At 38.6% G+C, this 21,786-nt stretch carries 15 protein-coding genes and 3 pseudogenes; 12 read left to right on the plus strand and 6 right to left on the minus strand.

The window, feature by feature from the left end:
• Positions 1–12 precede the first annotated feature (12 nt).
• Together LNM86_RS07990 and LNM86_RS07995 are read left to right on the plus strand one after the other, a co-directional pair.
• On the plus strand, positions 13–1,044 hold the full coding sequence (locus tag LNM86_RS07990; protein WP_241437246.1) for an aspartate-semialdehyde dehydrogenase: 1,032 nt from the start codon (positions 13–15) through the stop codon (positions 1,042–1,044).
• A gap of 139 nt (positions 1,045–1,183) precedes the next feature.
• Positions 1,184–1,321, plus strand: a pseudogene (locus LNM86_RS07995) (aspartate-semialdehyde dehydrogenase); the annotation flags it as partial.
• Between the two features lie 73 nt (positions 1,322–1,394).
• Here LNM86_RS07995 and LNM86_RS08000 read toward each other — a convergent pair.
• Positions 1,395–2,087 carry an SH3 domain-containing protein gene (locus LNM86_RS08000; RefSeq protein WP_241437247.1) on the minus strand — a complete coding sequence of 231 codons (693 nt, stop codon included), beginning with the start codon at positions 2,085–2,087 and terminating at the stop codon, positions 1,395–1,397.
• Positions 2,088–2,608: 521 nt separating this feature from the next.
• On the opposite strand from LNM86_RS08000, the gene LNM86_RS08005 reads away from it, so the two are divergent.
• The 4 genes and pseudogenes from LNM86_RS08005 to LNM86_RS08020 all read left to right on the plus strand — a co-directional run.
• Complete coding sequence (locus tag LNM86_RS08005; RefSeq protein WP_241437248.1) at positions 2,609–3,427, plus strand: MetQ/NlpA family ABC transporter substrate-binding protein; 819 nt, start codon at positions 2,609–2,611, stop codon at positions 3,425–3,427.
• A gap of 49 nt (positions 3,428–3,476) precedes the next feature.
• Positions 3,477–4,511, plus strand: a complete 1,035-nt coding sequence (locus tag LNM86_RS08010) for a methionine ABC transporter ATP-binding protein (protein WP_241437249.1) — start codon at positions 3,477–3,479, stop codon at positions 4,509–4,511.
• A complete protein-coding gene (locus LNM86_RS08015; protein ID WP_241437250.1) occupies positions 4,504–5,163 on the plus strand; it encodes a methionine ABC transporter permease in 660 nt (219 codons plus the stop codon). Before LNM86_RS08010 ends, LNM86_RS08015 begins: the two co-directional genes overlap by 8 nt.
• A 14-nt stretch (positions 5,164–5,177) precedes the next feature.
• A pseudogene (locus LNM86_RS08020) lies at positions 5,178–5,435 on the plus strand (ABC transporter permease subunit); the annotation flags it as partial.
• 6 nt (positions 5,436–5,441) lie between these two features.
• Here the strand turns inward: LNM86_RS08020 and LNM86_RS08025 are convergent.
• Positions 5,442–5,921, minus strand: coding sequence for a MaoC family dehydratase (locus tag LNM86_RS08025; RefSeq protein ID WP_241437251.1), 480 nt, complete (start codon positions 5,919–5,921; stop codon positions 5,442–5,444).
• Positions 5,922–6,085: 164 nt separating this feature from the next.
• On the opposite strand from LNM86_RS08025, the gene LNM86_RS08030 reads away from it, so the two are divergent.
• Both LNM86_RS08030 and LNM86_RS08035 read left to right on the plus strand, forming a co-directional pair.
• Positions 6,086–7,420, plus strand: a complete 1,335-nt coding sequence (locus tag LNM86_RS08030) for an NAD(P)H-dependent oxidoreductase (protein ID WP_241437252.1) — start codon at positions 6,086–6,088, stop codon at positions 7,418–7,420.
• 319 nt (positions 7,421–7,739) lie between these two features.
• Positions 7,740–8,058: pseudogene (locus LNM86_RS08035) on the plus strand (integrase arm-type DNA-binding domain-containing protein); the annotation flags it as partial.
• A 50-nt stretch (positions 8,059–8,108) separates the two neighbouring features.
• Here the strand turns inward: LNM86_RS08035 and LNM86_RS08040 are convergent.
• Positions 8,109–8,384: a hypothetical protein gene (locus LNM86_RS08040; RefSeq protein WP_241437253.1), complete on the minus strand. Its 276-nt coding sequence runs from the start codon at positions 8,382–8,384 to the stop codon at positions 8,109–8,111.
• Positions 8,385–9,876: 1,492 nt separating this feature from the next.
• On the opposite strand from LNM86_RS08040, the gene LNM86_RS08045 reads away from it, so the two are divergent.
• From LNM86_RS08045 to LNM86_RS08060, 4 genes are all read left to right on the plus strand, one after another.
• Positions 9,877–10,059, plus strand: coding sequence for a hypothetical protein (locus LNM86_RS08045; protein WP_241437254.1), 183 nt, complete (start codon positions 9,877–9,879; stop codon positions 10,057–10,059).
• Between the two features lie 792 nt (positions 10,060–10,851).
• Positions 10,852–11,595 carry a creatininase family protein gene (locus LNM86_RS08050; RefSeq protein WP_241438964.1) on the plus strand — a complete coding sequence of 248 codons (744 nt, stop codon included), beginning with the start codon at positions 10,852–10,854 and terminating at the stop codon, positions 11,593–11,595.
• 12 nt (positions 11,596–11,607) lie between these two features.
• Positions 11,608–12,636: a CobW family GTP-binding protein gene (locus tag LNM86_RS08055; protein ID WP_241437255.1), complete on the plus strand. Its 1,029-nt coding sequence runs from the start codon at positions 11,608–11,610 to the stop codon at positions 12,634–12,636.
• Between the two features lie 10 nt (positions 12,637–12,646).
• Positions 12,647–13,618 (plus strand): WD40 repeat domain-containing protein, encoded by a 972-nt coding sequence (locus LNM86_RS08060; protein ID WP_241437256.1) that lies wholly within the window; start codon positions 12,647–12,649, stop codon positions 13,616–13,618.
• 534 nt (positions 13,619–14,152) lie between these two features.
• On the opposite strand, the gene LNM86_RS08065 is transcribed toward LNM86_RS08060, so the two are convergent.
• The 3 genes from LNM86_RS08065 to LNM86_RS08075 form a co-directional block, all read right to left on the minus strand.
• Complete coding sequence (locus tag LNM86_RS08065) at positions 14,153–14,308, minus strand: hypothetical protein (RefSeq protein ID WP_241437257.1); 156 nt, start codon at positions 14,306–14,308, stop codon at positions 14,153–14,155.
• 855 nt (positions 14,309–15,163) lie between these two features.
• Positions 15,164–17,917, minus strand: coding sequence for an autotransporter outer membrane beta-barrel domain-containing protein (locus tag LNM86_RS08070; protein ID WP_241437258.1), 2,754 nt, complete (start codon positions 17,915–17,917; stop codon positions 15,164–15,166).
• 422 nt (positions 17,918–18,339) lie between these two features.
• Positions 18,340–21,408, minus strand: a complete 3,069-nt coding sequence (locus tag LNM86_RS08075) for an autotransporter family protein (RefSeq protein WP_241437259.1) — start codon at positions 21,406–21,408, stop codon at positions 18,340–18,342.
• Between the last annotated feature and the right edge of the window lie 378 nt (positions 21,409–21,786).

Consider the following 21,786-nt stretch of genomic DNA (forward strand, 5'->3'; position numbering starts at 1 on the left):
GAGTATGGAAAAATGAGTTTTAAAGTTGCAATTGTTGGCGCAACTGGAAATGTTGGTCGTGAAATGCTTACAATTCTAGAAGAGCGTGGTTTTCCTGCTCATGAAATTGTTCCTTTGGCATCACGGCGTTCATTAGGCCAAGATGTTTCTTATGGTGATAAAACTTTAAAAGTAAAAGCACTTGATAGTTATGATTTTTCTGATACAGATCTTTGCCTTATGTCTGCAGGCGGAAGTATTTCTAAAGAATATGCTCCTAAAATTGCTGCGGCCGGATGTGTGGTCATCGATAATTCATCCACTTGGCGCTATGATACCAACGTCCCATTAATTGTGCCTGAAGTAAATGCACAAGCTATTGATGCATTTTCCAAACGCAATATTATCGCCAATCCCAATTGTTCAACAATTCAACTTGTCTTGGCATTAAAACCTCTCCACGACGCAGCAATCATCAAACGTGTTGTTGTATCCACTTATCAATCCGTTTCTGGCGCTGGTAAAGAAGGAATGGATGAACTCTTCGAACAATCACGAGCAGTTTTTGTTGCAGATCCCATCACATCAAAAAAATTCACCAAACGTATTGCCTTTAATGTCATTCCCCATATCGATGTTTTCATGGAAGATGGTTATACAAAAGAAGAATGGAAAATGACGGTTGAGACGAAAAAAATTCTTGACCCTAAAATCAAATTAACAGCAACTGCTGTTCGTGTTCCTGTCTTTATTGGTCATGCTGAAGCTGTCCATGTTGAATTTGAAAAACCGCTTAGCGCCCATGAAGCACAAGCGCTTCTCCGCGATGCGCCTGGTTGCCAAGTTATTGATAAACATGAAGATGGTGGTTATACGACACCCTATGAAGGCACTGGTGAAGATGATACCTTTATTAGCCGTATTCGTGAAGATATTACCGTTGAAAATGGTTTAGCTTTCTGGGTTGTCGCCGACAATCTAAGGAAGGGAGCAGCACTCAATGCAATTCAAATTGCTGAATTACTTATTTTTCGTAATTTGATAAAACCCAAATCAGCAGCCTAAACAAAGCAGCATGAAGCGAAAATACTTCATGCTGTTATATTTTTCTCTCATCTCAAGAAACGTTAGATTTGCTTTATCTCTGTTTAGCAGAATAAGTTACAATACGATAACGTGTTTCATTGTGTTCAAAATTTTTGAAGAAGATATTACTGTTGAAAATGGTTTAGCGTTCTGGGTTGTTGCCGACAATCTAAGAAAGGGAGTAACACTCAATGCAATTCAAATTGCTGAATTACTTATTTTTCGTAATTTGATAAAACCCAAATCAGCAGCCTAAACAAAGCAGCATGAAGTGAAAATACTTCATGCTGTTATGTTTTTCTCTCATCTCAAAAATTGTTGAACTTGCTTTATCTTTGTGGTGCAGGATAAGTTACAATACGATAACGCGTTTCATTGCGTTCAAAATTTTTGAAATTGATGTCATCTGGGAAAAAAGGGTTATACGCGTTCACATGCTTTACTGATACACCCTGTGCTGTTGGTGATGGATTCAAAATTGTTCGTTCATCCCTTTTTTTGACACCTGTGGGATCAAGTATCACATCTGTTCTGTGGTACAATTGTTGCACATTTTTGCGTATTTTCTGAGGCAGCGTAAGAGTTTTTACCTCCGAAACTGCCCGCTTTTCTTCTTTCTTTTGTGCCTTTACCATAGAATCTGGTTTTGTATGCATCTTTGTAAAAGAAATCACAGGAACATCGTTGACGTTGATATAGCGCGCAGATGCCCAACCAACTCTTCCACTATAACCAAGAGAACACCAAGTTTTATTAGATAGACACCCATTAATCTGCACTTTTGCTCCCATTGGAATAGTTGCGATGGCTTTATAAGTTGTCGCTGGACCTGCGCGTAAAACCACCTGCCCTGTTGCGACACGAGCAACGGTTCCCATAGCAGCATGAGGAGCGGCCATTGCCATCTCTACCCCAGTCAAAGCGAATAAAACCCCACCAAGGGGCAATAAACGTCCAAAAGGCAATACACGTCCACAAGACACTAAACGCATTGTGGTTAATAAAAATTTCTTTTTTAACATTCTTTTTTCCTCTCCAAAATATAAAAGGCAAAATATTGACCTTCCCAAATAATTTGCCGTATTTCATTCAAGTGGATATTCATTCTTGGTCTCTTAAAGACCCACCCATTTTGAGAAAAGCTCTCTTACCTCATCCCCTACCGCTTTCTACACACGGGCTTTTGTCTTGGAGCTCTTATTTTGATGGTGCAAGTTTCTCCATTCTTCTCGTGGATTTACCGCCAAAACGTTATCTTATTGCTTAGCTTTTCAGCCAATCATTCATATAAAGAAGTTTTGAAAACGTCATTGGTTCCTTGAAAAATGATGAAGAGGCAAAAATTTATTGCCTAAATTTGAGAGAAAAGTATCCAACAAACGATGTGTTTTTGCAAAAATACTTACAGTAGAGAAAAAATAATATTCTCTTTTGCATAAAAGTAATTGAATATTCTATAAAGCTTTTATAGTCTCACATCTCTATAAAAGTGTAGTATATTAAAACTTTCCTCAAAAAAGCTTGGAAAGAAAGGAAAAAGCACATGACATTAAAGCAATTCTCTTGGAAAATCATACTTGGATTACTCCTTTCGCTCTTTACATTCTTTTTGTCTCCAAGCTTTTCCATGGCAGCAGACAAATCAAAAATCAAACTTGGTGTTATGGAAGGACATGAAGCAACTGTTTGGAAAGTTGCTGCCGAACAAGCGAAAAAAGCAGGTTTAGAGATTGAACTTGTTTATTTTTCCGATTACGCCCTGCCAAATGATGCGGTCAATGCAGGCGATATTGATGCCAATGCTTTTCAACACACACCTTATCTGAATAATCAGATTGAACAGCGTGGTTATAAACTTTCAGTTGTTGGATATACATTCATTGCCCCAATTGGTGTCTATTCCCACAAAATAAAACAGTTAAAAGAACTCCATGATGGAGCACAGGTTGGCATTCCTAACGACCCATCAAATGGTGGAAGAGCTTTACTTCTTCTCAATTCTCTAGGTCTTATTAAGTTAAAAGATCCCCATGATATTCTTGCAACACCACTTGATATTGTTGAAAACCCTAAAAACTTGCAAATTCGTGAATTAGATGCCGGTATGTTAGGGAGAGCGCTCAATGATTTTGATATTGCGGTTATCAACACAAACTGGGCGTTGGTCTCTGGATTAAATTTAGAAAAAGATGCGATTGCATGGGAAAAAGCAGAAAATAACCCTTACAATAATATCATTGTCGTGCGAACAGCCGAAAAAGATGAGCCATGGGTCAAAAAATTGGTTGCTGCTTACAATAGTGAGCCTGTTCGTGCAAAAATCAAAGAAATTTTTGGACCAGCCGCGCAAACATCTTGGTAATTCTGCCAAATATCCTGGTAATTTTACCCAATAGCTTGGTAAGTATTGAATGGAAAAATCCGCTCTGATCTCTTTAAAAAACATCAGCCGTTGCTATAACAAAACGGCTGGTTTTCCAGCAATTGATAATTTATCTCTGGACATCCATGCCGGCGAAATCCTTGGTATTATCGGGCGCAGCGGAGCAGGAAAGTCCACACTTATTCGTTGTTTAAATGGCTTAGAGAAAATTGATACAGGAGATATCTTCTTTGAAGGAACCAACGTTTCAAATTTGACAGAGACACAATGGGCGCCTTACCGTCAACGTATTGGCATGATTTTTCAACATTTCAATCTTTTGTCATCACAAAATATTCTTGATAACATTGCATTACCCCTTAAATTGAAAGGTATAAACAAAAAACAGCGCCATAAACGCGCTCTTGAACTTATTGAACTCGTAGGATTATGTGGTAAAGAATACTGTTATCCCGTGGAACTTTCAGGGGGACAGAAGCAGCGTGTTGGTATTGCACGCTCCCTCGCCGCTAATCCTAAAATATTATTATCAGATGAAGCAACCTCTGCTCTTGATCCTGAAACAACACAATCCATTCTAGAACTTCTTGCTGATATCAATAACCGCCTCAATCTCACCATTGTGCTTATTACCCACGAAATGGAAGTTGTGCGCACGATTGCCCATCGTGTTATTGTCCTCAATCAAGGACGCATTGTGGAAGAAGGACGTGTGAAAGATATTTTCACATCACCACAAGAAGAGACAACCATTGCCATGCTCAAACTTGTTACTCCACAACTGCCTGAAAAATTTGCAAAAAATCTTAAACCGGTCGGTCAAGAAGCTGTCATTGAAATTAATATTGCCGGTGAAATTGCCCAACAACCTTTTCTCCATCTCCTAGAAGATGCAATCGGTTTAAGAGCGCGTATTCTACATGGTGGCATTGATACAGTTCAAGGAGAAACCATCGGTCGTTTATTCTTAGGTCTTCCAAGCCAAGATAAAGAAGCATTAGAAAAAGCTGTTAAATGGTTAACTGAAAAAGGGCGATATTGCGAGGTTTTAGGTTATGTTTAATATTCTCTCTCATGAACTTTTCAGAGCCATTTCTGATACGATAGTGATGACAATAAGCACTTCTTTTATGGCCCTCATTATCGGGCTTCCCCTTGGTCTTGTGCTTTATACAACAGCACGTGGAGGAATTTTTGCTTGCGGTCTCATCAATCGCCCTTTGAGTATTATCATTGATAGCCTTCGTGCCATTCCGTTTATTATTCTTGCATTTTACCTTCTCCCCCTCACGCGTATCGTTGTAGGAAGAGGTGTGGGCATGCCTGCTGTCATCTTTGTATTGACCATTTCAGCGATTCCTTTTTATGCAAGAATGGCAGAACTCTCGTTTAAAACAGTTGAGAATGGTCTCATTGAAGCGGTCCGCTCTATGGGGGCAAGTCGTCTTCAAATTATTAGGCATGTTCTTATTCCTGAAGCACTCCCTAGCCTGATCACGGGTTTTACCGTCATGATTATTTCTCTTATTGGTGCCACTTCACTTGCTGGATATCTTGGCGGAGGTGGTTTAGGTGATATGGCAATCCGCTATGGCTATCAACGTTATAACACCCCCATCATGACAAGTGTTATCATTCTTTTGATTATTCTCAATGTCATAACTCAATGGTCTTCTGATAAAATTGTACAAAAACTTGATAAAACAAAGCATTAAAACAATTTAGAAATAGGCATGTTCTTATTCCCGAAGCACTCCCTAGCCTGATAACGGGTCGTACGGTTATGATTATTTCTCTTATTGGCGCCACTTCACTGGCTGGATATCTTGGTGGAGGTGGTTTAGGTGATATGGCAATCCGCTATGGCTATCAACGTTATAACACCCCCATCATGACAAGTGTTATCATTCTTTTGATTATTCTCAATGTCATAACCCAATGGTCTTCTGATAAAATTGTACAAAAACTTGATAAAACAAAGCATTAAAACAATTTAGAAATTTGCATATTTTTCACCAACCATAGCAATGATAAGCCACTGAGCGGTAAGAGCAGGTTTTTTTAACTGTTCAATTTCTACCGTTACGCCATAGTGAAAAACAACGCGACCAGAAGGACGAATTTCCGCATCGTTTAAAACAAAACGTGCACGCACCCGCACACCTGTTTTCACAGGACTCATAAAGCGCACTTTATCAAAACCATAATTAATCCCCATTGCAGCCCCTTCCAACTCTGGAAGAGCTTCATAAGCGAGTGTAGACAAAAGCGATAATGTTAAAAAACCATGCGCAATAGTGCCACCAAAAGGGGTTTTTTTAGCTCTTTCCTCATCAACATGAATCCATTGATGATCATCTGTTGCACATGCAAATTGGTTAATCATATCCTGCGTAACAAGACGCCACTGCGACAAACCTACCTCTTTCCCTATAAAATTTGCGACATCTTGTACTGCTATTTTTCGTTGCATAACACCATTCCTGTTTTATTTAACAAAAGCCAATACACCCTCTTGCTTTTATAGAATCCATTGATTAGAGCATCAAGAATAAAAGGTTAACGGTCTAAAGAGCAATCATGTTTTATGAGAAAAAAGTATTTTTGGACAAAATAATTTTTAAATAGGAAAAAATAATGGCGAGCAATGTCAGCCTAACAGGTTTAGCACGTGATTTAAAACAGCGTGCAGAAAATCATCCCCCTATCCGCATTGGATTGATTGGCTGCGGCGAAATGGGAACAGATTTGCTCTCAAGCGTTGCCCATATGGATGGCATAACAATTGCAGCTGTTGCCACCAGAAAACCATCACGTATTTTTGATGCCGCTCTGTTAGCCTATGGAGAAGAAGGCCATGCGCGCGAAATTGAAAATGCCAATGCCTTAACGCAAGCCATTGAAAAGGGTTTCATTGCCGCCACAGATGATATTAATCTTATTTTACGTCATGAACAAATCGATATTATCGTTGATGCAACAGGCTATCCTGAAGCTGGTGCCGAAATTGGCCTCAAAGCACTTGAAAACAATAAACATCTTGTCACAATGAATGTTGAAACAGATGTTACAATTGGCGCTTATCTCAAACATGAAGCAGAAAAACGAGGTCTTGTCTATACACTTGGTGCCGGTGATGAACCAACATCTTGTATGGAGCTCATTGAATTTGTTTCAGCTCTTGGGCACAAAATTGTTGCAGCCGGTAAAGGTAAAAACAATCCGCTTATTTTTGATGCAACACCTGATGCTTATGAAGAAGAAGCAGCACGACGCAATATGAATGTACGCATGTTGGTTGAGTTTATAGAAGGTTCTAAAACAATGGTTGAAATGGCCGCCATTGCCAATGCAACGGGGCTTCTCCCTGATTGCCCAGGAATGCATGGTCCACAAGCAGCACTCCAGGATTTAAGCAAAGTGCTTATTCCAAAACAGGATGGAGGTATTTTAAACAATTATGGTGTTGTCGATTATTCAACAGGTCAAGGCGTATCTCCAGGTGTTTTTGTCATTGCAGAAATAGCGCATCCCCGTCTACGCGAACGTATGGAGGACTTAAAAATTGGTCAAGGACCTTACTTTACCTTTCATCGTCCCTATCATTTAACAGCAATGGAAGTTCCCCTCACATGCGCACGTGTTATGCTTTATGGAAAAAAAGACATGGTACCCCTTAGCACTCCAGTAGCAGAAGTTTGTGCTGTCGCTAAAAAAGATTTACACCCTGGTGATCAGTTAGATTTTATTGGTCTTTACACCTATCGTGCTTGGATCATGAACAGTGCACAAGCACGCGCTCATCACGCGATTCCTTGTGGTCTTTTGGAAAAAGCAACGGTAACAGCTGAAATAAAAAAAGACGAACTCATTACAGTCCATAACACTGCTATTCGTGAGGACCAATGGATTGCACGTCTTCGCGCAAAACAAGATCTATTACTGAATTGCTTTTCTTCTACAAGTATATAAATAAACTTTTATCCCCTTTTTACTTATAAAACAGCGATAATCTTGCAAAATAGCAGGTTATACTTTTTTAAAAAACTCCTGAATCATTGTATCCCCTTTACGCGTGCATAAACAAAACGCCCTCTATTTTTCACCTCTCTATTCACAGCAATAGATTGATTTATAAAGATAATTTATCTTTTACATGGAGAATGCGAGGCTCAAATATCCTAAGATTCTCTCATTGCAAATCTGCTCATGTTGAATCAATCAAAACCATCTCCTTACACATCACAAGTGGGATTAGCGTGTAAATAAAAACGCTAAAGAAAGGAGAAAAATGCCTCTTATGAATCGTCTAAATAGCAAAGGCTGTCACAACATTGGGGCCAGTAAAGGGTATGATGATGCTGGCTTGTACCTTCACAAGCATAAAGATGGTGGTGCGCAATAGATTTATCGATATACCATCCACGAGCAGCGTCGTGAAATGGACTTGGATGCTTTAAGAAATGTCTCTTTTAAAAAAGCGTGTGAATGTGCAACAACAATGGCATTTCGTTTTACATGAGGGTCGCAACCCCATTAAAGAACGCGACAAACAAAAGCATGAGACAATTTTACAACAGCACAAATGCTTTTGCGAAGATATTTTTCTCCAATGATGATCAATAAAATACATCCATGAAAGAAAGAAATTTCGATGAGATTAACAAAAACACTTATAAGATAAAAAAAGCAATCCTATAATGGACACCACAACACCAATGAGATCCCCAGCGAGCAAAGAAGACAAACATAATATAAAACCCATACCACCCCAAAATGCTTTAAATAAAGAGACATTTTCAGTTTTTCCAAAAGCAAATCCATCTTGCCCTTCCGTATCGCGAATAACAGCCATATCTATAGCCCCAATAACTCTATCTTTTCCTGTTGCTGCTCTCGCAGCAACAGGCGCTCCTTCTTGAAACCACGCTTTCATACCGTTCGCATAACTTTCTACAGTTTGTACAAAACAAAGCATAAACACCGTTAGAATGTACAAACACATGCGAATTTTAACTACTTTAAATACAGCTTTCTTTGCTCCTCTTTTTTCTTCACTGAATAAAGTAAAAAATATTCTTATAAAACTAAAAATTCCTTTTAATGATTACGATATAGAGTAAATTATAATACATTATGTATTCCATGTAAATATACAAAATACATTATTAAAATTTTTAAAATAAAAAACAATTTATCAAATAAAGAACGCTCTTTTAAAAATCAATACATCATGAAAAAGATACTACTAAACCATTAAAGAGAGACAGTTATTACTTTTTTTAAATTTATAGCCAAATAAAAACAAATACTCTTTTGTTATTTTACGCAAAATCTTCAGCACCCTTTAATAAATACTCTTGCCCCGCTGTATAACAGCATCAAAAACTTTCAAAAAATTTGTTTTTCTACAAGAGAAAAAGAAAACACGCATCAAGTCGTTTGGGATATAAATCAAAAAATATCCTTATAATAAAGCAATGAAGACTGTTAATAAATGCAAAGAGCAAAAAATACGACCCTTTATCTCCATTTTCTTCTACCAGCGCTCTTTATTCCCATTCTGGTCACTGTAACACGAACAAAATGGTAAACCTCCTTCGATCTCCAATTAAAATATCTTCTTCTTTATAAAAGAGCCAATCGATTTTCTCTCTTAATAACTACCCTAAAAAACTCCAATATATATTCGTCTTAATCTTTAAAATCCCTGTAGCTTTGCGTAAACACGCAAGGACTTCTCCACCCCATAACGTTCACAAAACTTCCCTGAATAACTCTTCCCATTCGCGCCATCCATTCAATTTTTCTCTCATCAATTATAAGGATATTTTTACAAGTCGTATTGATCAAAAAATATCATACCATTTTCATGCATGACACATAAAATGTTATAAAGCACATTCGCAAAATTGTGGTTTAAAATATGAGTCTTATCATCACTTCTTTTTTTTGCATCAACGGCCGCACATTACGACTCTCTTCCTCCAAGAGGAGAACTGCCCTTCTATATGAGACAGCATATTGATTTATAATGATAATCCATCGCTCAACGTTAAAGAAAAGTTACAAATACCGTAAGAGCCTCTCATTTCAATGCTGTTGATATTGAAGCAAACAAAGCCATCCCCTTCATTAAAAATGGAATAAACATGTAAATAAAAACTCTAAAGAAAAGAATAAAATGCCTCTTATGAAGAGTCTGAATGCAAAAGCTATCGCAATATTGGCGGCTAATACAAAGAATGGTGGTGCAACTTGCTCCTTTAAACGTAAAAATGGTGGTATTCGGTGAATTTTACGCTACAATCATCCAACAGATATCAATCGGTATACTCTCCACGGGTGCCATCGTGAAATAGGCTTAGGTACCTTAAGAAAGGTTTCTTAAAAAAGTCCGTGAAAGTGCAACACAATGGCGTTCTGTTTTGCATGAAGGGTGTAATCCCATTAAAGAACGAAACAAACAACAGCATGAGGCAATGCGTAATCTTCATCATCGCAAAGATATAGCTCTAAATGCTTTTGAAAGCCATAAAACTGAACGCAAAAATGATGGTAAAGATGGAAGCTGTTTTCTACCTTTAAATTTTTATGTTCTCCCTAAATGAGGCCGTTGTCTCATTTCAGAGATTACGTAAACAGATATATGCAATATGCTTACTCTCATCTGGCATAAACAACCGATATCCCTATAAGAGAGTGGAAATCATTCTAGACCATATAATCGGAGGTAAAGTAGAACGCTACCTATCATCGTACTTACTATCGTAAAAGGCTCTTGGTAAATAACTTAAATTTGCGTTCTGAAACAACAAAAAGTAAAACCTATTCCAAATTACAATAATATATTAATTTATAATGATAATTAACCATTTTCATATTGAAACATCCCCCCCCCTGAATATTATAAGATTTTCTCATCTCAACCCCTCTTATATTCAATCAATTAAAATCACTTGCTTGCACATCACAAGTAAGGTTGGCGTGTGGGTAAAAATTCCTAAAGAAAAGAGTAAAAATGCCTCTTATGAATCGCCTAAATAGCAAAGACTTTTGCAACATTAGCAGCTAGCAAAGAGGATGGTGGTGCTCGCTTGTTACGTAACAGTCAGACTCATCATCCTGAAATCTTAGCTTTTCGAACACAGGTGCTTTGTCGAAAATTTTCACGAAATATTCATTACTTTCCAATAGCCATAAAGCGATACTCCATCAAAAACAGAAATATTTTTTCAACAGTATTCACTGTTTGTAACAAAGTGCTGTTTTCTATTCTCTTTCTTTAATGCATGGCAACACTCTTGTTTGCGTTTTTTCTACAGATAGATTAAAATTAAAGAGAGTAATCACACCATTTTTGATCATTTTATCTTTTGGCTTCTCTTTTGGACAATAAATTTATGGTATCCGATACGCCTTTTCTTGCTCTTTTACCCTTGGGCGCACACGAATATCACGGACAACATCTCCCCTTTGAAACCGACTGGATTATTGCTGAAGCTTTTGCAAAAGCACTCACCTTACAAACAAAAAAGCCATTTGATATCATGCTCTTACCGGTTGAAAAAATTGGCTATTCCATTGAACATATGGATGTGACAGGCACACAAACACTCAGCTTTTCTGACGCTATCGAGCGGTGGATAAAGATTGGTGAGAACTGCTATCGTAAAGGCATTAAGCGTTTTCTTCTTCTCAATGCGCACGGAGGCAATGCACCTTTAATGAGCATTGTTATCACTGAATTACGCAGACGTTTTTCAATGCTTGCCATCGCAACAAGTTGGAGTCGTTTTGGAATACCGCAAGGTTTAATAGCGCCCTCTCAACAACATCTTGATATCCATGGAGGTTTCATAGAAACCTCTTTAATGCTTTATTTAGCACCAGAAAAAGTGCATATGGAGAAGGCAAAAAATTTTCATAATAAGCAGGCTGATATGATTGCCAATTATCGATATTTACGCGCTTATGGCCCTCATGCTTTTGGATGGACAATGCGTGATCTTAATAAACACGGAGCAGCAGGAAATGCAAGAAAAGCAACAGCACAAGCAGGTGAAGCAATTTTCTCTCACGTGCTTCGTGGGCTCCGAGATTTGCTCGATGATATCAATCAATTTCAAATAAGCACCTTACAATAAAAGGCGTCTTCTATGGAAAAGAAACAAAATATGCCCCATAAAATTCCCGTTACAGTTCTCACAGGCTATCTTGGCTCCGGAAAAACCACTCTTCTCAATCGCATCCTCAGTGAAAATCATGGCAAACGTTATGCAGTTATCGTCAATGAATTTGGTGAAATTGGCATTGATAATGATCTTATCGTTGCATCGGATGAAGAAATTTATGAAATGAATAATGGCTGTGTTTGCTGTACCGTGCGTGGTGATCTTATTCGTATTCTGGAAAGCCTCATACAACGCTCTCACCGATTTGATGCGATCATTATAGAAACAACAGGACTTGCTGATCCTATTCCCGTTGCACAAACTTTTTTCATGGATGATACTGTACAGGAAAAGACCGCTCTTGATAGTGTTATAGCAGTCGTTGATGCAAAACACCTCCCCTCTCAACTTAAAAAGAGCCGTGAAGCTGAAGATCAAATTGCTTTTTCTGATGTCATTCTTTTGAATAAGATTGATCTTGTCACTCCGCAAGAGCGTGCACACGCTGAATCGCTTATTCTTGCGATTAATCCCCAGGCTGTCATTTATACAACAGAGCGTGCTAATATCCCCCTTGATAAACTTCTCAATCTCGGTTCCTTTGATCTCCAACGTGTTTTAGAGAACGATCCCCATTTTCTTGATCCTCAACATACAGACCATATCTGTGGCCCCGATTGCAATCATGATCACCAACACCATCATGCATTCACCATTCATGATATGACAGTTACTTCTGTAAGTTTAACAACCGGTGCTCTTCAACCAGAAAAGTTTTTTCCATGGATTCAACAAATTACGCAACAACAAGGTCCTGATATTTTGCGTTTAAAAGGAATTATTGCCTTTCAAGGAGACGATGATCGATATGTTATTCAAGGCATACACATGATTCTTGAAGGACAGCATCAACGTCCATGGCGTGAAGATGAAAAACGGCAAAGCCGACTTGTTTTTATCGGCCGTACCCTTGATGCTGAAAAGCTTAAAACTGGTTTTGAAAATTGCGCATAAGCGAGTAACGATGCCAAGCACAACCCATTATAATCTTCAAAATTATTGTCTCTCCTGTGGTTTTATCGACAACAAACCCGCTTTCGTTTCAGTGGAAGGTTTCATTGTTTTTTTAACCCCAATCCCGAAAGTCGTTGAAGTGCATTCAGGAATCATTTCAAGCCATTTTTCCCCCGATAACACAGCGATTATCACGGGTGGAGAAGACGGAAAAGCCTGTCAAACAAGCGCAGATGGTCAGACAAAAATACTGGGACAACAGAAAGGTAAATGGATAAACAACGTTGCTTTTGGACCACGGAAGATTTTTGCCTTTTCCTCCCCACGTTTAACATTGGCAGATGTCGGTCAAGGACTACAAGAGTTAACACATGAACGCAGTGTAGAAGGTCTTGCATTTGCTCCAAAGGGTTTACGACTTGCCGTTGCCCATTACAATGGTGTTACCCTCCATTGGCTCTCAACGCAAACACCTCCAACCACTCTGATATGGCAAGGGGCACATTTTAATGTCACCTTCTCACCAGACAACCGCTATGTCATTTCTACCATGCAAGAAAATGCCCTCCATGGCTGGCGCCTCGTTGATCAACAACATTTACGCATGAGCGGCTATCCAAGCAAAGTCAAAAGCTGGTCTTGGAGTGCAAAAGGAAAATGGCTAGCAACATCAGGCGCTTCAGCAGCCATTGTCTGGCCCTTTCATAGCAAAGATGGCCCCATGGGTAAAACGCCACTGGAACTAGGCACACGTGCAAATGCGCTTGTTCATACCGTCTCATGTCATCCAAGTGAAGACATTGTAGCAATAGGCTTTAATGACGGAATGATTTTGTGCGTGCATTTTCACGATGGAAAAGAAGTCCTTCTAAAAGACTGTGGGAAAAGCGCCATTTCAACGCTAAACTGGGATCAAACTGGACACAACCTTGCCTTTGGCAGTGAAAATGGTGAATGCGGAATTATCAATATCTCTGTTTAAGAAAACAACAATGATCACAGATAAAACAGCCGTAGACCTCTCCAGAAACAATTGAATATGGAGCTCCTCTTCCTCCCTAAAAAACAAACACACTTACAGAGCATTTTCAATCACAGCTCAAAAAGCTACATATTGTGCCTTTTTCATCAATCACTAAAAGAACCTTAATGAGATAAGAAAAATTTTCATAAATAAAAAGGCAGCAAAAATGCTACCTTTTGTATAAAAGTACCTATTATCCTTTATTAAAAAAGGTAACGAAGACCAGCGGAAAAACTTGCTCAAGAAAACCCTGCTTGTGTAAATTTATACTGATAGTTTACATCTCATAGAAAGATCTATTAAATTGAGAAATGCACTTAAAAGTGATGCCTTAACGCACCAAAGAAATGTATTCCAGAAAAACCAGCCAAAAAAACGAACCTTTGTGAATTCACACTCATAAATCCAGTCACTGTGAGAAGTGGATCTTTATAAATCGTTGCGCATATTTAAGATAGAATGATAGAACAACATCTCCTTCCGTTGATGCTTTTACATCTCTCGTCCAAGCGTTTCCGGAGTGATCATTGGCATTTGCAATGTCACAAATGATTTATCTGCTTCAATGACGGTATCCTCTCCCGATGCCTCTTTAGTTGGATCGAAGTTCTGACCAATGCATCTATAAATTTCATGTGTTTTTACCATCCACCACATCAATAAAGTGCAACGCTTTCACACCACGAAAATAGTCTCTTCTAAGCAAGCTAATCATGAATATCAGCATTAGTATTGGTACAAAGAACACAATATTAAAAAAGAAATGATTTTTAAATGTTTTCATCACAACGCTCCTACAAGCCTTCTTCATCCTCTGAAAAAATACGTGTTCTGTTCATTGCTCTTATTGCATACAACAAATAAAAACATTACCTATCTATAGGATGCCATTGTGTGCCACCATCTTTACACTTATGAAGGAACTCGCTAGCAGCATCCTTATTTTACCACCCCCCAATCTTGCGATAGATCTTGCATTCTGACTCTTCATAAGAAACATTTTTACTCCTTGCTTTTCCTGTTTTTATCCACGAATTCATCCCCCTTGTGACGTGCAAAGGTTGATTTTGATTGATACAACAAAAAGAGAATTGAAATAAGAAAATCCTACCATAGTGAGAACTCCCCTTTAACATGAAAAATGATAAATTATCACTATAAATCAATAAGTTAACTGTAAAATAAAAAATGTTATCATCTAAAATTGCAACATGCAAAAAACGTACGAAATATAGATAATAGCACATTTCCCCCCAAAAACCGGTTCTCTAAAAACAGTTTATTCATGCGCACGGATCAGAAAAATCATCATAAAAAGCAAAAATTGAACACTCTAAAATAGAAAATCTCATCTCATTTTACGAAAAAGAACAAAAAACAAGAAAGCACTTTAGAAATATGTAAGAGACTTATTTTCAAAATTGCGCAAAACAAATTGGAAAAAAGAAAGAGCCACAAGCAATGCATGTCGCTCTTTAAAGAATTGATTAAAAGACGTTCAAACTAGAAACGATAGCGCAATCCCCCAGAAAAACTAACGCCAGAAAAGCCTGCTTTGGTAAGTTTGTGTTGATAAACCAAATCAGCATGAAGAGCAAATTTTGAAGACAATCGAGCATTCACACCCAATCCAGCTTCTAGAGAAGAACCAAAAGCACCCAACTGGAAAGCATCTTTAAAATGCACAGTTTGTTTTCCTTCAAAACCATGCGTAAAATGAAGCTTTCCATAAAAAGCAGCCTCATGATCTTTCTCAGAGGAAGAGAGCATCTTCGTCAAACGTCCACCAACACGAACCATCCATTTGTCAAGTTTTCCCATCTCAATGTCAAAATCATCAACATCATGGGCCTTATCAAACTGGAGATGTTGATACACAACCTGAACCTGTGGATCAACAACAAAACCTTCATCTCCCATTGCGAATGTCTGACCACCGGTCAAGGACACGCTTAAAGGCTTCCCCTTTAATGTTGCTGTCTTTCCTCGTGCAAGGGTGGCAACATCACCTTTCAACAAACCATAGGAGAGAAGACCATCCACATAGAATCCTACATCATGCTGCATACTTCCATATGCTGTAGCCGTCCATTTATCAAATGCATTCTTTTGAGTTTGTTCAACATCGACAGGTTGTAGAGAAAGTTTTCCATAAGAACCCATAATCCCAAAGGATAGAGCACTGTCAGCATTTTCGATTGTTTGCAACAAAAGACCTGCCTCTAAAGCGTTATAGGTAAGATCACCACTGTACCCATATTCAAGCGCAGAGAGATCTGAGACATAACGGTAACTCCCACCATAACCACGCAAAAATGAAACAGGTTTTTCATGAATTTCTGCCATTCCACTGGAAGCGCTCCGAAGTACCTCCAACTGCTTGTTTTGATCGCTAATATCCATTAAACCAGCATGAAACACGCTATTTGGCAAAAGAAGATAGGTTGGAACTTGTGGAACAACAGCCTTAACACCTAGTTTAGGACGAGGTTGCAAATCTGGTACGAGAGGAGGAACCCGACTAGGTTCCGGTTGAGGTTCCGGAGCTGGTCTTGAAGGAGATGTTGGACGATGGTCAGGAGCTGGCTCTGGTTCCGGACCAGGAGAAGGTTGAGGACCAAAATCAACATATCCATTTTCGAGGCGGAAATCCCAATGTTCTCCTCCACCCTCGACTAATCTTTGAACCGCACTTGCCTTCCCTAGTCGAGAGCTTGGACCATAGGCATAAAGCCTATACTGATAAGGCAAATTATCTAACGCAACATAATCACCTGCTAATTGAAAAGAATCCTCCTCCGCTCTCCCAGAAACCTGAATAATTGAGATACCCTTGTTACCACCTTCAAAACCTGTGCCTCCCCCTGGACTTCCAGAAACAGCACGTACATGGACTGTTGTTTTTCCTTCAACATCCCCATAGATTAAAAGACGATCGGTTTTTTGATCTCCAAGAGCTCCTCCCTTATCCAAATATGTATTGAAATAAAGACGCGCACCACCTTGCGCCTTATAAACAACACCTGATCCTTTTCCAATCTGAAGTGTCTGATAATGACCCACTTCGCTGGAACTTGGTTGTTCAAAAACAAGAGAACTATCAATAAGATGGAGCAATGAAATTGATGAAGCACCGATTGAGCGAGAAGAAGCAGAGTCGTGCAAACTTTTATTTTTCGGTCGCGTTAAAATCCATTTTGTCCCCTCCCTCAACCGAAATTCAGCATGAGAACGTGCATCAATACGCGCCCCCCCTACAAGCACAGATTCATCAGCTGCAACCTTGACAAACGAACCCTCTTCTGCCTTCAATAATAAATCTCCAGACAGTTCAGAATTATCTAGGGCTTTAACAAGGGCACCAGAATTTTTACTATAAATAACCGCACTCTTTGGAACTTTTAAAACAGTCTTGAACAAATGAACACTTCCTCGTTTTATCAAATCCCCTTCCGGCACCCCCCCAAATAACTCAGGCTCCCCCCAAAAACGATAAAGTTCTTCTTTCTTAAAACCAAGCTTTATCCATTTATCATTACTCCCAAACTTTTCTCCCTCAAAAAAACGCAATCCATAAGCCGTATTTCCTTCTACTAAAACAGTAGAGTTGATAATATCAACATAGCTAACAGCCCCCTCAAATGAAACACCATGCGCATTGGAAACCTTAACTTCTCCTTCCCCAAAACTGATAGAACCACCCTCTCCGGATGTCTGAAAAGTTGAATTTTTACTATGGTCCCCTATACGCATCCCCCGCTCACCCTTTTCGGTAATGGACATCCCCTTTAAATTGACATGCCCCTTATCTTTTATTTGAACCGCGATACCCTTTGTAAATTCAATTACCCCTGTTTCTATTTCAACGGCTCCCGAATTATCAGCTACGATACCATACTTCCAAAAGCTTTTATCTAAAACAACAGGATTTAAAGCATCTTTAATAGTTATATCCTTCCCTTCAATACGCGTTCCGTTTTTAGATGCTTGTATGGCAACAGTCTCATCATCCTTTCCATCCGTTTTCTGATAAACTTTTTCACCAATGTAGTGTCTTTTACCATCATTACACTGATAAGATGAAAGCGTACTATCACATGCAAATTTATTTATATCATTTTGTTTCTTACTATTAACAACAACGCTAGATTGCGCCTCAGTAACAGCCTGCTCCTTTGCATTTGCGTTGGGCACAAAAAAAAGAATAGCTGTAGTGATAGCACACAAAGAGAGATGATTTTTAAAGAGTTTAACCATAATTCTAACCGTAAATTTCTTTCCCAGACTCTGATAAAAGCAAATATTGCACCCAATTACCCTTACCACAGGCACATTTAATACATTTTGTTTAAAAAATGCACACAAAAGTAATATGTTTTGTGTTTTATGTAAATATGAAATAAAAGATTGCTCAAAAAACGCCATCACTATTCTGAGAATCTCACAAAGAATTTATGAAAATACAGACTTTATCGAGCTTCACACGTAGAAAAGCCTTATGAAACAGAAATTTGAGGAGCCTCTGAATACAAGTCTCATCCAATAAAAAAATAAAATCAGAAAAGACATTTAAGATACGCCAAAGACCTCTGTTCAAATACGCTAAAAGATTTCTAAAAACAAAGAGCCACAAGCTATGCTTGTGGCTTTTAAAAGGATTTATTTAAATATAGACGAGACTAGAAGTGATAACGTAATCCTCCGGAAAAACTGGTTCCAGAAAAACCTGCTTTGGTCAGTTTGTGCTGATAAACCACATCACCGTGAAGTGCAAATTGTGAAGACAATTTAGCATTAAAACCTAGTCCAGCTTCTAGAGAAGAACCAAAAGCCCCTAACTGAAAAGGATCTTTAAAATGCACAATTTTTTTACCTCCCAAACCATGAGAGAGGTACATCTTACCATAGAAAGAAACAACACGCGCCTCATCCGTTGCAGGAAGAGTTTTTATCAAGCGCCCCCCCACACGTGCGACCCATTGATCAAGTTTCCCCATCTCAATATCAAAGTTATCGACATCATGCGCCTTATCAAACTGGAGATGCTGATAAACAACTTGAACCTTCGGATCAAAAATAAGGCATTCATCCCCTATCTCAAACGCTTTACCAGCAGTCAAAGAAGCACTGAGAGGATTGCCCTTCAATGTTGCTGTCTTACCACGGGCAAGAGTGAGAACATCCCCTTTGAACAGACCATAGGAAAGAAGTCCATCCACATAAAAACCAGCATCATGCTGCATACCGCCATATGCTGTCACTGACCATTTATCAAATGCACTCTTTTTGCTTTGTTCAATATCTAAGGGTTGTAGAGAAAACCTCTCATAAGAGCCTATAACCCCAAAAGAAGCGGTACCATATGCATTTTCAATTGCTTTAAGCAAAACACCTGCTTCTATAGCATTATAGTCAAGTGCACCTCCATAACCATATTCAAGTGCAGAAAGATTTGAAACATAACGATGACTCCCACCATAACCGCGCACAAAAAAGGCAGGATTTTCATCACTTTTCAACAGTCCACCAGCATCAATTCTCAAAGCTTCTAACCGTTTACTTTGATTGCTAATATTCATCAAACCTGTTTGAAACAAAGCATTTGGCAAAAGCAGATAAGTCGGCACTTGCGGAACAACAGCCTTAACACCTGGTTTAGGACGAGGTTGCAAATCTGGTACGAGAGGAGGCTCCGGTTGAGGTTCTGGAGCTGGTCTTGGAGGAGGTGTTGGACGAGGGTCAGGAGCTGGTTCAGGACCAGGAGAAGGTTGAGGACCAGAATCAACATATCCATTTTCGAGACGGAAATCCCAAAACTCTCCATCCCCTTTCACCAATCTTTGCCTTGTACTTGCTTTCCCTAAAGAAGATTGTGGACCATAAGCATAAAGCTTATACTGATAAGGTGAATGGTGTGCTGTTACATAACCGCCATCTAACTGAAAAGAGTTTTCTTTTGCTTCTCCCGAAACCTGAATAATTGAAATCCCTTGTTCATTTCCGCCACTGCCCGTAGGTTCCCCTGGACTTTCTGAAATAGCACGCACATGAACCATTGTGTTTCCAGAAACATCCCCATAAATCAAAACACGATCAGTGTTTTGATTATCAAGAGCACCGCCTGAATTCAGATATGTATTAAGATAAATTTCTGCACCATCCTGCGCCTTATAAACCTCACCTGTTCCTTTTCCAATCTCGAGTGTTTGATAAACATAATTCTGACCCGGATTTAATTTTGCAAATTTAATGGCGCTATTACTTATAAGATTCACGAGTGAAACAGATGAAATATTTGTAGAATCAGGCTCACTATGCTCCCTCTGTTGTTTTTTTTGTAAAGTCCATGTCGAACCTTCACCCAAATAAAGTTTAGCAGTAGAAATCTCATCAACATAAGCTCCCCCCTCAAGAGTAGAAGAAACAGCCAAAACTGCTACAGAAGCACCATTCTCAGCTTTTAATAAAAAGCCTCCTGAACTAAGATCACTTTGCGTTAAACTAACAACACCAGAAGTCTTGTCGGCACTATAAATAGCCGTATCATCTAAAACTGAAAATATCGTTCTCTGTAAATTAACAACTTCCAATCTACTTGGAGTTTTCTTCTCCTTTGAATCTTCTTCTTTATCGAATTCATCCCATGATTTTTCTCCCTTAAAATATATACCGTAAGCCCCTTTACCCTGCACTGTAATAGAAGAAGATTTGATATTAACTTCAGTTGCATCAACATTATCCGAATTGACTTCAGTTGCAGAAACCTCATCCAATAAGGCGTTATCCGGCAGAACCGAATTAGGAGTAACTACAGTATTTTCAAACAATATGCCATGGATATTAGTAGCATCAATAATCCCATTTTTAAAATCAATAGGTCCCCCCACATCCGTATGCAAAGCCGCATAATTTTTACCTTCACTTCCTTTTCCAGTAATCTTAACATCATCGAGATTTACCTCCCCACCTAACGTCGAAGAAACCCCATGACTGTCCATAAAGTGAATTGATCCATCTGACATCCAAACTTCTGAACGGTTATAACTCAAAAGGCTTGCCTTCCCACCGCTCGTGTTAATTTTTGTATCCTCTAAAAGAACAAATGCCTTATTTATCGCCTCAACAGCCTTCTGACTTTCCTTAATAACTCCCTGATGTACCTCAATTATTCCATCACTAGCATAAAGCGCTACCTTTGCACTCTCGATACTTGGCGATTTTAAAACAATTTTTCCATCCTCTGATACAGAGACACCATATGTAAAAGATTTATCTGAAACTTCACTTCTAACAGTTACATTCTCCCCCGTAACTTTAGTCCCCATCCCCTTTACTGTTATAGCAGTACGATTATGAGAATTTTTTATATTATAAGATTTATTATCAATTTCACCATTTCCACAATTATCGCATATATAATACGCACCATCATATAGCGTCAGCTTTCCCGTAGAGTCCTTTTTGTAAACATATTTATTACCAGCACTGTCCCCACCTTCTCCGCTAAGAGGATTACTACCAGCGCGACTCCCGCTCAATCCTCCCAAAACACTATTAGAAGGAATAACAGTAGGTCTTTTAAGTAGATTAGAGGAAGCACCAATACCCGTAGGAATAACGGTAATTTTATAAACAGGTTGACTATATCCCTCTACACTTGCACCAACCACTGCTCCATTTTGTAACAATGAAAGGATAGCCGTTGTAGCCGTATATAAAACTAGACGATTTCTAAACAATTTAATCATAGTTCCCTCGAAACTTTACTGCCCCTCTCATTGAAAATAAAAGCACCGATAAAACATCCTCACCGACACCTAAAAACACAAAAAGGTGTAAAGAAAGGATGCATCTACTGCTCATTTGATCCGTGCAATGAATTATCCAAATAAACTTAGTGGAAGATCTGCATATAAGACAAAAGCTACCTATAAGAGAATAATAACATGTTACACTTTATAGGTGTATAATGCATTCTGTGTTTCGTGTAAAGCAAAAATAAAACTATAGAGTGTAATTAACAAACTTTACTCTCTATCGTTGTGAAATTTGAAAGACTGGTAAAAGATGCACATGAAAAGATTATAAAATCAAAAAAGATGAATTTAAAAATCAGATTAAAGAAA

This window comes from Bartonella machadoae (genome assembly GCF_022559585.1).
GTDB lineage: Bacteria > Pseudomonadota > Alphaproteobacteria > Rhizobiales > Rhizobiaceae > Bartonella > Bartonella machadoae.